General features: G+C 63.2%; 12 protein-coding genes. 4 read left to right on the forward strand and 8 right to left on the reverse strand.

Annotated features, from left to right (window positions below; all coding sequences use genetic code 11):
* Nucleotides 1-12: 12 nt before the first annotated feature.
* Together V6607_RS16000 and V6607_RS16005 are read left to right on the forward strand one after the other, a co-directional pair.
* Entirely contained in the window at nucleotides 13-531 is a 519-nt protein-coding gene (locus V6607_RS16000) for a sigma-70 family RNA polymerase sigma factor (protein WP_087693848.1), read from the forward strand.
* The gene (locus V6607_RS16005; RefSeq protein WP_134326602.1) at nucleotides 528-1,463 is read left to right on the forward strand and encodes a FecR domain-containing protein; all 936 of its coding nucleotides are present in this window, start codon (nucleotides 528-530) and stop codon (nucleotides 1,461-1,463) included. The genes V6607_RS16000 and V6607_RS16005 overlap by 4 nt, the downstream gene beginning before the upstream one ends.
* 163 nt (nucleotides 1,464-1,626) lie before the next feature.
* Here the strand turns inward: V6607_RS16005 and V6607_RS16010 are convergent, their stop codons facing one another.
* From V6607_RS16010 to V6607_RS16020, 3 genes are read right to left on the reverse strand one after another with little or no spacing between them, the layout of a single operon-like run.
* Nucleotides 1,627-2,340 carry an ABC transporter ATP-binding protein gene (locus tag V6607_RS16010; RefSeq protein ID WP_134326603.1) on the reverse strand — a complete coding sequence of 238 codons (714 nt, stop codon included), beginning with the start codon at nucleotides 2,338-2,340 and terminating at the stop codon, nucleotides 1,627-1,629.
* Nucleotides 2,341-2,342: 2 nt separating this feature from the next.
* A complete protein-coding gene (locus V6607_RS16015) occupies nucleotides 2,343-3,176 on the reverse strand; it encodes an ABC transporter permease (protein ID WP_134326604.1) in 834 nt (277 codons plus the stop codon).
* A gap of 10 nt (nucleotides 3,177-3,186) precedes the next feature.
* A complete protein-coding gene (locus V6607_RS16020) occupies nucleotides 3,187-4,158 on the reverse strand; it encodes an aliphatic sulfonate ABC transporter substrate-binding protein (protein ID WP_134326605.1) in 972 nt (323 codons plus the stop codon).
* Nucleotides 4,159-4,570: 412 nt separating this feature from the next.
* Here V6607_RS16020 and V6607_RS16025 point away from each other — a divergent pair, with 412 nt between their 5' ends.
* Nucleotides 4,571-4,786, forward strand: a complete 216-nt coding sequence (locus V6607_RS16025) for a TOBE domain-containing protein (protein WP_003217010.1) — start codon at nucleotides 4,571-4,573, stop codon at nucleotides 4,784-4,786.
* 148 nt (nucleotides 4,787-4,934) lie between these two features.
* On the opposite strand, the gene V6607_RS16030 is transcribed toward V6607_RS16025, so the two are convergent.
* The 5 genes from V6607_RS16030 to V6607_RS16050 all read right to left on the reverse strand — a co-directional run bounded on the left by V6607_RS16030 (nucleotide 4,935) and on the right by V6607_RS16050 (nucleotide 11,114).
* Entirely contained in the window at nucleotides 4,935-8,282 is a 3,348-nt protein-coding gene (locus V6607_RS16030; RefSeq protein ID WP_134326606.1) for a hypothetical protein, read from the reverse strand.
* A gap of 94 nt (nucleotides 8,283-8,376) precedes the next feature.
* Nucleotides 8,377-9,525 carry a PatB family C-S lyase gene (locus tag V6607_RS16035; protein WP_102605241.1) on the reverse strand — a complete coding sequence of 383 codons (1,149 nt, stop codon included), beginning with the start codon at nucleotides 9,523-9,525 and terminating at the stop codon, nucleotides 8,377-8,379.
* A 59-nt stretch (nucleotides 9,526-9,584) separates the two neighbouring features.
* The gene (locus V6607_RS16040) at nucleotides 9,585-10,208 is read right to left on the reverse strand and encodes an NAD(P)H-dependent oxidoreductase (protein ID WP_102605240.1); all 624 of its coding nucleotides are present in this window, start codon (nucleotides 10,206-10,208) and stop codon (nucleotides 9,585-9,587) included.
* A complete protein-coding gene (locus V6607_RS16045) occupies nucleotides 10,205-10,645 on the reverse strand; it encodes a GNAT family N-acetyltransferase (protein WP_003217019.1) in 441 nt (146 codons plus the stop codon). Before V6607_RS16045 ends, V6607_RS16040 begins: the two co-directional genes overlap by 4 nt.
* Nucleotides 10,638-11,114 (reverse strand): carboxymuconolactone decarboxylase family protein, encoded by a 477-nt coding sequence (locus V6607_RS16050; protein ID WP_003217021.1) that lies wholly within the window; start codon nucleotides 11,112-11,114, stop codon nucleotides 10,638-10,640. Before V6607_RS16050 ends, V6607_RS16045 begins: the two co-directional genes overlap by 8 nt.
* Before the next feature lie 133 nt (nucleotides 11,115-11,247).
* On the opposite strand from V6607_RS16050, the gene V6607_RS16055 reads away from it, so the two are divergent.
* The gene (locus V6607_RS16055) at nucleotides 11,248-12,621 is read left to right on the forward strand and encodes a PLP-dependent aminotransferase family protein (protein WP_134326607.1); all 1,374 of its coding nucleotides are present in this window, start codon (nucleotides 11,248-11,250) and stop codon (nucleotides 12,619-12,621) included.
* The last annotated feature ends 27 nt before the right edge of the window (nucleotides 12,622-12,648 follow it).

The raw sequence follows: 12,648 nt of genomic DNA on the forward strand, positions 1-12,648 counted from the left end.
AGGTTACTTGCCATGAATGATGCTGTAGTGCCGACGCACCTCGCTGAACCCAGCCTTCACACGTTGTATCGCGACCACCGCAGCTGGCTCGAAAGCTGGCTGCGGCGCCGCTTGGGCAACGCCTGGGATGCGGCCGACCTGAGCCAGGACACGTTCCTGCGGGTGCTGGCCAGCGCGCAGCCGATTGCGCAATTGCAGGAGCCCCGGGCCTATCTGGTGACGGTGGGCAAGCGCTTGCTGGTGAATTTTCACCAGCGGCGCAGTCTGGAACAGGCGTATCTCAATGCGTTGATGCAGTTGCCGGAGGCTTGCGTGCCGTCGCCGGAGCAACGCTGGTTGCTGCTGGAAACCCTGCAAGCCCTGGATGAATTGCTCGACGGTTTGCCGGCGGTAGTGCGCCGCGCGTTTCTTTGGAGCCAGCTGGAAGGACTCGGCTATCGGGAGATTGCCGAGCGGCTCAAGGTGTCCGAGCGTACGGTCAAGCGCTACATGGCCCAGGCTTACGAGCATTGCCTGCTGGTGGAACTGTGAGCCGTGCTGCGCCGGATCTCGCCCGGGCGGCGGCGCAATGGCTGGCGTTGCTGGAATCCGGCAGCGCCACCGAACGTGATCACGCCCGCCTGCAGCAGTGGCGTGACAGCCATCCCCAGCATGAGCAGATCTGGCAAAAAGCCCAATCGCTGCGCCAACGGTTTACCGACTTGCCGCCAGCGCTGGCCATGGCCAGCCTTGATCGTCCGCAACCGGGACGGCGTGCAGTACTCAAGCGTGCCTTGGGTATCGCCGCGTTGTTGCCAACCGCGTGGTTGCTCAGCCGGCAATTGCCTATCGACGTGTGGCGCGCCGACCTGCACACCGCCACTGGCGAACGCAAGCGAGTGCCGCTGTTGGATGGCAGCAGCCTGCAACTGAATACCGCGAGCGCGGTGGACGTGGATACGGCCCGGCGCCGTGTGACGCTGGTGGAAGGGGAGATGGCGTTGACGGTGCCGGGGGCTGGTACGCTGACGGTGCAGACGCGTTATGGCCAAGTGATCGTCAGCCAGGCTGAAGTGTGTGTGCGGCAGTTGTCTTCCGGGTGTTTGGTGTCGGTGTTGAAGGGCGCGGTGCAGGTGCAGGACCTGCGTGGGCAAGTGGCGACATTGCAGGGGGGGCAGCAGGCACGGTTGCAGGCGTCGGGGATGGGCGCTGCGGTGGGGTTTGATGCGTTGCAATTGGGTTGGCGCGACGGTGTGCTGACTGCGCAGAACCAGCTGTTGGGTGATTTTTTGCGGGAGCTGGAGCGGTATCGGCCGGGTGTGCTGCGCTGGGACCCGAGCCTTGAAGCGCTGCGGGTCACTGGGAGTTTTCAGTTGGCTGATACCAATCGAATTCTTGCGTTGCTGGCGTCGACGATGCCGCTGCAAGTGCAGTCCCGTACGCAGTATTGGGTGACGTTGACGCCGCGTAAATCGGCTGCTTGATGCGATCCTTGTGGGAGCGGGCTTGCTCGCGAAGAACCTGAGAGCGCCGCGTTGAATCAGGATGCCCGCGTCATCGTTGACGACCTTCGCGAGCAAGCCCGCTCCCACATTTGAACCGTGCCCGCTTTAGCTCTTGATTTTGGGCGGCCTCAACACGTGCCTTTCAGATCACATGCGCCCGCTGCAACTCAGTCAGCGCCAGTGCCTTGAGCCGCGCCAACAGCGGATCCCGCCGATCCCGCGGATGCACCAGCTCCACCGCCAGCTCCTGGCGAATGCTGCTGGGCCGGTTATCCATCACCAACACCCGGTCACTCAGATACAACGCCTCGTCCACATCGTGAGTCACCAGCAGCAAGGCGATCCCATGATGCTCAGCCAATTGCAGCAGCAAATCCTGCAGCTTCATGCGGGTAAACGCATCCACTGCGCTGAACGGCTCGTCCAGCAACAACACTTGCGGCCTTGAATACAACCCGCGAGCAATCGCCACCCGTTGCGCCATCCCGCCAGACAATGCCTTGGGCAACGCCTGGCCAAAGCCTGTAAGCCCCACTTCATCGATCAACTGCGCAACCCAGGCCCTGTCATAGCCGTCGTCATCGCTGAAGCCGATGTTTTGCTCCACCGTCAGCCAGGGCATCAGGCGCGGCTCCTGAAAGACAAAAGCGACCTCACCACCGCCTTGCAGCAGTTCCCCCTGATAGTCCTTTTCCAGCCCGGCGACGATCCGCAGCAAGGTGCTTTTGCCACAGCCGCTGGGCCCCAGCAAGCTCACCGCTTCCCGGGGTTGCAGGGCCAAGTGGACGTTGGTCAGTACGGTGGTCGCGCCGAAGCTCTTACGCTCGACGCGAATATCCAATAGCGCTTCACTCATGTTCAATGCTCCGGACCTTGGCCGTTGAAGGTATCGCGCCAGGCCAGGCAGCGTTTTTCCAGGGCAGCCAACAGGCCGTCGCTGATCTTGCCCAGCAGCGCCAGCACGATGATCGCCGCCAGCACAATGTCAGGCCGTGAGGTTTCCCGGCCATCGCTGAGCAGGTAACCCAGGCCCTTGGTGGCGGCGATCAACTCGGCCGCCACAAGGAACATCCACGCCAGGCTCAAGCCGCTGCGCAGGCCGGTGAACAAACCGGGCAGGGCGGCGGGCAAGAGGATGCGACGCACCAGGCGCGTACGGCTGAAGCCATACATCTGCCCGACTTCCACCAGCTTGCGGTCGATATCGCGTATCGCCGCAACGCCATTGAGGTACACCGGGAAGAACGCGCCGATGGCAATCAGCACGATCTTCGAGGTCTCATCAATGCCCAGCCACAGCAGCAACAGCGGCACCCAGGCCAGGCTCGGGATCGAGCGCAGGCCGGCGAAGGTCGGCTCCAGATACGCCTCGGCCTCGCGGCTCAAGCCGACCCAGGCGGCAAACACCAACGCCAGGCTGGCACCAATGGCGAACCCCAGCAGCACCCGCAACAGGCTGGCGCTGATGTGTTTCCACAGCGCGCCTTCGGCGAGGTCGGTGAGGGTCACGGCGATCTCGCTGGGGGCTGGCATCTGGTAGGAGGGCAGCCAACCGATGCGCACCACCACTTCAAGGATCACCAGGATCAGTACCGGCAACGCCAGGCCCTTGATTCGCCTTGGCCAGGCGCTGCGCTGCGCGGTGACGGAGGGCGCAAGCGCGACGGGCAGGGTTTCGCTTTTGCTGCTCATGACGCTCCCCTTATGGACGAGGCAAGGCCTGGCCGAAGCTTGGGTCGATCAACTGGTCGATCACCTGATCCACATTCACCCCACGGCGCACCAGTTCTTCCGACACCAAAATCGGCGCGGCGGCCTTGGACGACACCACGTCCTGGGACGTGAGCAATGGGCTGCTCAGGTCGGTACGGGATAGTTGCAGCTTGGCCACGTCGAGGGGCAGGCCGGACTCGTCGGCCAGCAGCTTGGCGAATTCATCTGGGTGCTTGACCGCCCAGTTGCGAGCTTTTTCATAGGCGCCGAGCACCTTGGCGATGGTCTGTGGATGCTCCTTTGCGTATTTGTCGGTCACGCTGACCACGCCGTAGCTGTTGAAGTCCTTATTGCGGTACAGCAGGCGCGAGCCCGCCTGGATTTCGCTGGCGGCCATGTGCGGGTCGAGACCGGCCCAGGCATCCACATCACCTTTCTCCAGGGCGGTACGGCCATCCGGGTGTTGCAGGTGCACCAACTCCACATCGTCCTTGCTCAGGCCGGCTTTCTGCAGGCTGCGCAGGGTGAACAGGTACGGGTCGGTGCCTTTGGTGGCGGCGATTTTCTTGCCCTTGAGGTCGGTGACGCTCTTGAACGTCGAGTCCTTGCGCACCACCAGTGCGGTCCACTCGGCGCGGCTGTACACATACACCGACTTGATCGGGCTGCCATTGGCCCGGCTGAGCACCGCCGACAGGCTGGCGGACGAGGCGAAGTCGACGCCGCCGCTGTTGAGGTATTCCAGGGAACGGTTGCTGCCCTGGCTCAACACCCAGCCGACCTTGGTTTGCGGCAGCGCTTCTTCAAGCCAGCCGAAGTGCTTGAGCACCAGGCTCACCGGGGAGTAGTAGGCGTAGTCCAGGTTGACTTGCGCAGGGTCGGTTTCCGCTGCATGGGCCAGGGGTTGCAGGCTGAAGGCGAGGGCGCAGGCGCCCAACAGGGTATTGAAGAAGGGTTTCATGGAACAGCTCCGGGCAAGGCGGGAAAAGAGAAAGCTTTCTTATATTCAGAAAATTCATATGGCATGCTCCATCATGCGTTATAGGAATATGCAGTCTCTGTGCCAGCGTCTTTGCAGGGCAGGGCAACACCCTGGCGTAGCAGCTGTCGAGCCCAAGCGAGGCTGCGTTCGCGGTGTGTCAGACAGACCGCTGACGCAGTCTCGCTTGGGCTTGACAGCTGCTACGTGGGGAGTGGTTGGGAGTAGGGAGGCGGGCACTTTGTTGAATCACTGTTGGCTGTGCAACAGCTTGCATATGTTTTTAGGGAATAAATAAAGAGTTATATATTCCTTTTGTTGGTTTCACGAATAGGGCACTTTGAGTGCCTGCGCATTCGTGCGGATTGACCCAACAGACCAAAGGAAAGCCGACATGACCATTAAAGCGATCAACGTGCGCAACCAGTTCAAAGGCGTGATCAAGGAAATCCTGATCGGCGAAGTGGTGTCCGAGATCGACGTGCAAACCGCGTCGGGCATCGTGACGTCGGTGATTACCACACGCTCGGTGCGTGACCTGGAATTGAAGGTGGGCAGTGAAGTGATTGCCTTTGTGAAGTCGACTGAAGTGTCGATCGCCAAGCTGTAAACCCGAGTCCAGTTGTGAACCCAATTCAAATGTGGGAGCGGGCTTGCTCGCGAAGGCGGTGTGACAGTCGACATCTACAATGACTGATCCAGCGCTTTCGCGAGCAAGCCCGCTCCCACATTTTGTTTTGCATACAGCCGTTGGAGGGTTAGTTGAGTCGAGGCCCGCCTCCCGATGGCCGGGACCCAGGCTTCTCATCCGACGCATCCGGCAGTGCCTTGGGCGTTTCACTCGGGTCCTTGTAGTCCTTGTGCAAATCCCCATCCAGCCGGTTGCTCGACGAGCCGCCGCTTTGTGGTGTGGAGTCGAAATGCTCCCACTCCGATTGCTGGAAGCGGAACAGGCTGTCATCGGTCGGCGTGTCGCGGCCGTGGTAGTGGTGGATCTCGTAGTGGGCGTATTCGACCTTGTCCGCCCAGTTGTCCTGCAGCAAGCCGTCGCCGGCCAGGTCGCGGTACCAGTCGTTTTCCTTCTCGGTAGCCTTCTGTTTTTTATTGTGGTCGACGAAGTAACCGATGATCCCGCCTACCACCGCCAACACCACGCCCACCAGGAACAGCGGCCCGGTCAGCGCCGCCGCCGTGCCCGCGCCAAACAGCGCCGCCGCACCCAATACCCCGGCCGACGCGCCGAACGCACCGCCCGCCACTTGCAAGCCCCCTGCGGCCTGAGCCAACGGGTCTTTGCTGTCCACGCCGCTTTTGATCGCCAGGGCGCCGAGCACAATGTCGGCAAAACCACCGGCAATGTCCGTCGCCGGGCCCAACACCTTGATCACGGAACCGGCGATCTTCGCCGATTGGGAGGCGCCAAGCTTGGCCGCACCGGCTGCCTTGAGGCCGTCATCCAGGTGAGTGGCGAGGCCTTCGGTAGCTTCGGTTACCGCCTTGTCGCCCTCGCCAAACAGCTTGGCCACGCCGTCGTACTGGCTGTCGGGAACCGCGTCCAGGGCCGCAGCGATTTCCTTGCTGACCTTTGAGTCGATTTCGGTGGGCTTGCTGAAGTCGATGACTTTGCCGGCCGCCCCTTCCTTGCCCCAGATTTCCGGCAGGGTCTTGTCCAGGCCGAGGAAGTCCACCAGGCCGCCCTTGCCCAGGGCTTCGCCGATCTTGTCACCGAGCTTGACGAAGTGGCTGGCGCCGCCGGCAAAACTCAGGAAGTCCTTGGCGATGGTCATGCGTTGGGCCGGGGTTTCGCCGAGCTTGCCGCCTTTGCCCACCAGTTGGTAAATCCCCGAGAACAGGCTGACGCCGGCGCCCATCGAACCGAGGATGCCTTTGCTGTTGAGGGTGTTGAACACTTCGCCGAGCATGCCGCGATCCGCCACCGGGATATACGGTTTGCTCAGGGCGGTTTTCACGTCGGCTTCGCTGATGGTGCCGCTGTTCTTGTAGACGTCGCCGAGCTCTTCCAGGGCCTTGGTCACGGCCGAGGATTTCTCCTTGCCCTCCAGGCCTTCGTTGAGGAATTTCTCCAGCACTTCCTGGCTGCGGCGCGGCAGGTCCAGCAGGTTGCCCTTGAGCACGCCCTTGAGCAGGCCGAACAGGTCCTTGGTGGCCAGCTCCTTGTTGTCGTCGGAGATCTTGCTCGGGTCCGAGAGAATCTCGTTGAGGTCGGTGGTGAGGCCGTCGGCCTGGATATTCTGCGCGGCCTTGGTGGCGGCTTCCGGGTCGAACAGCGACAGCGAGGTCAGGGTGTTGCTCAGATCCTGCTGGGCTTCGTGGCTCTTGCCCTGTTTTTGCAGGTCCTTGAGGTACAGCACATAGTCGGGGTTGCTGGTCAGGTCGAGAAGCTTCTGCTTGATCTCGTCCTTGTTGGGCAGGTGACTGATGGCGTCGTCCATCTTGGTCTTGTAGTCGGCCTGCACCGTCGGGTCCTTGAACAACTCGCCGATCTGCTCCTGCACCGCCTTGCCGTCGATGATGTCGTGCATGTCGGCGGAAGTGAGCTCGGTCTGCTTGTCATCGAACTCGCGCCAAGTGGTATTGAACGGGCGCTTGGATTCTTCGTAGCCGGTGATGCCATGGCCGTTCTGGTAGGCGGCCTGGGCTTCCAGGGCGCGGACCAGTTTGGCCCGTGGGTCGTCCTTGGGAATCGAGCCGTCCTTGACGCCGGCGCGGTAGGTGTCGATCAGTTCGGTGGTGGCCAGTTCGCTGACGCTCTGGGTCGGCGATTTGTCGTCGTCCTTGTCGGCATGCACGCCGGTGTCGAGGTTGAGCACGTCGAGCTCATCGTTGCTCGGCAGGTTGTACTTGGCGCGGGTCTCGTCGACGGTGCCGGCGCTCCAGGCTTCCCATTTCGCCACCACTTCGTCGTAGAGCTGCGGGCTGAGCTCCTTGGAGACGATGACCTTGCCTTCGCTGGTTTCATAGCGGATCAGGCCATCCCCCAGCTCGTCGGGGGAACCGAAGGTGATCTCGGTGTTCTTCAGGAAGTCATTCGGCCCGGCCAGCTTGTAGCCGGCGTCTTCACTGGAGTGGATCTTGCTCCAGGTGTCCTGGGCGGTGGCCACGCTCTTGAACAGTTCCGGGCTGACGTCGGCCGATACGACGACCTTGGTGCCGTCGTGGGTTTCATAGGTCAGCACATTGCCTTGCTGGCCTTCGATCCAGCCGAAGCCCTTGTAGTCGTTCAGCTCCGGCGCCTTGGTATTGGCGTCTGCCAGGGTCGAGCCGTCGTTGAGCGCGGACTCTACGGCGGCCTTTTTGTCGGGGTTGGTGTAGACCTCGTGCAAGCCTGCCAGGTAGTCGAACAGCTTGGGGTTGTCGTCGCGGGCCACGACCATTTTCTGGCCATTGCTTTCAAAGCGGATCAGGCCGGGGCCGACTTCATCCTTGGGGCCGACGGTGGTGCCGGCGTAGGGCGGCCACACTTCGTTGTCGCTGGCGCGCTTGTAGCCGGCGTCTTCGCTGCTGCCCAGGCCGGTGAAGCTTTCATAGGCTTCCTTGGCTTTCTGGAAGGCCTCCGGGTTGTCGCGCTGGCTGATGACGAACTTGTTGCCGTCCTGGGTCTCGTAGCGAATCACGCCGGGGCCGGTTTCGTCGGGCGGGCCGAGGGATTTGTAATCACCGAGCTTTTCCGGGGCCGTGGCGTCGCCGCCCAGGCGCTGGTAGCCGGCAGCTTCGCTGGCGTTGACGCCGGAGAGTGCCTTGAAGTCGGCGCTGACTTGCTTGAACAGCTCGGGGCTGTCTTTTTCGCTGACGATGACTTTCTTGCCGTCCTGGGTTTCATAGCGGATCAGGCCGGGGCCGACTTCGTCCGCCGGGCCGATGGCCTTGTAATCCCCCAGGGTGGTGGGCGGCGCGGCGTCCTTGGCGGCCAGTTCATAGCCTTGTTCCTTGCTGGCAGCGAGCCCTTGCGCGGTTTTGTCGCCGGCCTCCACCTTCTTGTTGTTGGCGCTGTTCTTGAGCAGCACGTGGAACGCCGCGCCGGACTTGGGCGGTGTGAGAGGAAGGGCTTTGGGGTCGGTCGAGCGGTTGAGCGGCTGGGTCGTCATGCCATGGAACTCCTGCTGTTACCGGTGGGACGAATCGGCAAAAACAGTAACAGCAGGGGTTCGGCGGTCGTTGCGAAAAGTTGTGAATTGCGCCTTAACGGTGACGCAGGCTGCGTTCCAGGCGGGCGATGCCTTCTTCCAGCATGGCCCGTGGGCAGCCGAAGTTCAGGCGCACGAATTGCTGGCTGTCATCGCCGAATTCAATCCCGGCGCTCAAGCCGACCCTGGCCTGTTCGAGGAAGAACCGTTGCGGGTCGTCCAGGCCCAGGGCGCTGCAATCCAGCCAGGCCAGGTAGGTGCCTTGGGGCGCATGCATGACCACGCCGGGCAGGCGGGTTTGCACGGCGTTCAGCAGGTAATCGCGGTTGGCTTGCAGGTAGGCCACCAGCGCCTGCAGCCAGTCGCCGCAGTCGCTGTAGGCCGCACGCGTGGCTTCCAGGCCCAGGGGGCTGACGCTGTCGACCATGCCGCAGCGGGCTTGGTTGAAGCGCTCGCGGATCTCGGGATTCTGGATCACCGCGAAGCAGGTCTTCAATCCGGCGACGTTATACGCCTTGCTCGCCGACATCAGGGTGATGGTGCGCTGGGCAATCTCGGGGCTGAGGCTGGCGGTGGGAATATGCCGGCGGCCGTCAAAGCACAGCTCGGCGTGGATTTCATCGGAGACGATCAGCGCACCCTGGTCCAGGCAGGCGCTGGCCACGGCCAGCAGTTCCTCACGGGGGAAGACCTTGCCCATCGGGTTGTGCGGGTTGCTCAACAGCAGCGCCCCGGCGCCGGTGAGGGCTTCACGCATTGCCGGCAACGGCGTGAGGTACTCGCCTTCGGCGCTCAGCTCAAATGGCACTTCGATCTTCGGCAGGTTCCAGTGGCCGGGCGCCAGGCGGATCGGGCGATAGTTGGGGGTTTGCAACACCACCGGTTGGCCGGGCTGCACAAATGCGTGCAGCGCCATGTTGAAACCAGGCTCGACCCCCGGCAGGAACAGCAACTCATCCGGCTGTACGCGCCAGGCGTACTTGGCCCACAGGTCGGCGACGATCGCCTCGCGCACGCCATCGCAGGCCACGCTGTAGCCGAGGATCTGTTGACCGAGGCGCTGGTGCAGCGCCTGAAGCACAGCCGGTGGTGCGGCGATGTCCATGTCGGCAATCCACATCGGCAGAACGTCTTGCGGGTAACGACTCCACTTGGTGCTGCCGGTGCCGAGGCGGGAGTGGATCGTGTCGAAATCAAAGCTCATGGGTGGCTCGTATCAGGGAGGCGGGCGTAGAAATGGCGCTGATTCTAGCGCCATTAATTTTACGCGCCAGCGCTGATTGCCGCCCGGGCGCCCGCTTGCCGGTCAAATGCCTCGGCCAACTGCGTGTGGGCCTGTTCCAGGCTGCGCTGCACGGCGGCTGCGCCACGCACCATGGCCCCCAGATAGACGAAATCCACCGCGTGAATGCCCACGGTTCCAAGGATCGCCTGCAGGTAGGGCGTGAGGAAGTCGGGCTCGCGGTTTTTTCGCGAACTGCCGGAGCTGACCAGTACAAAGGTGCGCCGGTCCTTGAGCAAGCCGACTTTCTCAAACTGCGGATTCACCGTGAAACTGCGGTGGATGCGCACCACATGGTCGATCCAGCACTTGAGGGCCGCCGGCACCGTGAAATTGTGCACGGGGGTGCAGATGATCAACAGGTCACAGGCTTCCAGCTCGACAATCAGTTGCTCGGAGCGCTCGGTTGCCGGGCCGCTCAGGCCGCCGGGCGTGGTCAGGGCGTTGGCGTATTCCCGGGTCAGCGCCGGCAAGCCCTGGCCGCCGTAGTCGCGTTCGACCACTTCGGCCTCGGGTGCCTGTTCGCGGAGCAGGGCGCGGGCCAGGCGGAAGGTCTGGGCGGCCTTGCCGTGGGGGCTGAAGCTCAGTAGCAGGGCGCGGGTCATTGGCCGAGGTCCTGTGAAAAGTGCATCCCCAGTGGCAGCAGGCCCTGGCGAAAATAGAAGCGTTGGGCCAGGGCCATGTGCATGCCGGTGTCCAGCACCAGGTAGCGATAGCCCAGGCGGCGGGTGTGCTGGCGTACCTCGTCCAGCAGGCGCGCACCCAGGCGTCGGCGTTGCAGGGAGGCGTCCACCACCAGGTCATCGACGTAGATAAAGCGCCCATACAGCAGGTTTTCCGTCAGGCGATAACCGGCCAGGCCCAGCACCTGGCCGTTTTCCCGGGCGGCCAGCAGGCGGTAGCCGGTTTCGCGCTGGCGCTGAATCTGCTGGACGAAGGCGTGCGGGTCTTCGAGCTTTGGCCGCAGTTGCTGCATGACGGCAAAGCAGGCCAGGCAGTCGGCGTCGCTTTCGATGTGCACAAACTCAACAGAGTCATTCATGGTTGCCGTGCTCCATGTGCGCTTTTACGGCGGCAGGGACTTTGCGAAAGCTGATGGCGACGCGGTTCAGGGCGTTCATCAGGGCGATAGCCAGGGTCAGGTCGGCAATTTCCTTGTCATCGAAGAGGGCCTTGGCCTCGGCATAGTGTTCGTCCGGCACCTCGGTTTGTGCGACCTGGGTGACCGACTCGGCCCAAGCTAACGCGGCGCGTTCACGCGGGCTGAACAACGGCAACGCTTCGCGCCAGGCGGCCAGCAGCATCAGCTTTTCCAGGCTCACGCCCTGTTTGAGCAGGTCGCGCGAATGTGAGTCCAGGCAGTAGGCGCAGCCGTTGAGTTGCGAGACCCGCAGGTACACCAGGTCAATCAATTCCTTCTCCAGGCCGCAGCCGTGGATGTAGCTGTGCACCGAGCCAAGGGCCTTGTAGCCGACGGGCGCCGCCAGGGCGTAGTCGAGACGGTGTTGCATGGGGTGCTCCTTGTTTTGTGAAGTGATGCCGTCAGTGTGGCGGCCGGGTCGCCGGCTCAATAGGGCCAAGAATGGACAAGCGGGTTGGGACAAGATCAGACTTCAGGGCTGATTCACTGTGAGCCGGATAACGATGTCGTCACTGCCCAAATACCAGGAGATCTACCGGCGCTTTCGCCAGGCCATCGACCAGGGCCAACTGCGCCCCGGTGAGCGGGTGCCGTCGGTGCGCAGCCTGGCCCAGGAACTGAAGGTGGCCCGGGGCACGGTGGAGACGGCCTACCAGTTGCTGGTGAGCGAAGGGTTCTTCCTGGCGCGGGGCCAGGCGGGAACAGTGGTGGCCGAGGCGTTGCCGCAGCGCTCGATCAAGTCGTTGCCGGTTGAACCCGAACCCGTGGCGCCGGCGTCGGCCCCGCGCCTGTTGCAGTTGGGCTTGCCGGCGCTCGACAGCTTTCCGCGCAAGCTGTGGGCGCGGCTGGTCACCCGGCAAGTGCGCCGAGTCGATGTGAACAGCCTGGCCATGGGCGATGTGCGTGGCGCCCGCTCGCTGCGTGTGGCGATCGCGCAATACCTGGCGCTGTACCGGGGCGTGGAGTGTTCGTCGGAGCAGGTGTTCGTGTGTGCCGGTTACTCGGCGTGCCTCGCGCTGGTGTGTGATGCGCTGCAGATGGCCGGCCAGCCATGCTGGTTCGAAGACCCGGGCTACCTGCATGCGCGGCAACTGCTGCTGCACCTGGGGGCGCAGTTGGTCCCGGTGCCGGTGGACCACGACGGGCTTGATGTGGAGGAGGGCATACGGCGTGCGCCCGGCGCCCGGCTGGCGATTGTCACCCCGGCCCACCAGAGCCCGCTGGGGGTCGCCCTCGGTACTGCGCGGCGCCATCGCTTGCTCGATTGGGCACAGGCCCACGGCGGCTGGGTGGTGGAAGACGACTACGACAGTGAGTTTCGCTACAAGGGCCAGCCCCTGGCCGCGCTCAAGAGCCAGGACACGGCCGACCGGGTGATCTACTCCGGCAGTTTCAGCAAGATGCTCTTCCCGGGGCTGCGCCTGGGTTATCTGGTGGTGCCTCGGGCGCTGCTCCCGGCCTTTGAGGCCAGCGCCGGCGTGCTGCAAAACCGCAGCGCCGAATTGTTGCAAGCCACCACGGCGGACTTTCTCGACCAGGGCCATTTCACCCGCCACCTGAAAAAAATGCGCCAGCTCTACACCGCGCGGCGCGGCTTTCTGGTGGAGGCACTGGCCAGTCATTGCGGGGCGCTTTTGCAGGTGGATGAGCAGTCCGGCGGGATCAACCTGCTGGCGCGGCTGCGGGTGGACGTCTGCGATCAGGCCGTCGCTGCGGCCGCCGCACGTGCCGGGCTGGGGATACAGGCCGTGTCGGGCTGGAGCATCGAGCCCGGTGGTCAGCAAGGTCTGTTGATGGGCTTCACCAACCTGGCGACTCGCCAGCAAGCGGTGCAAGCGGCGCTGGTGTTGCGCGAGGTCATCGACGGCGCTTTATGAACACCGGTTGAACATCTTCATTCGCCA

The organism is Pseudomonas sp. KK18 (assembly GCF_037094675.1).
Lineage (GTDB): Bacteria > Pseudomonadota > Gammaproteobacteria > Pseudomonadales > Pseudomonadaceae > Aquipseudomonas.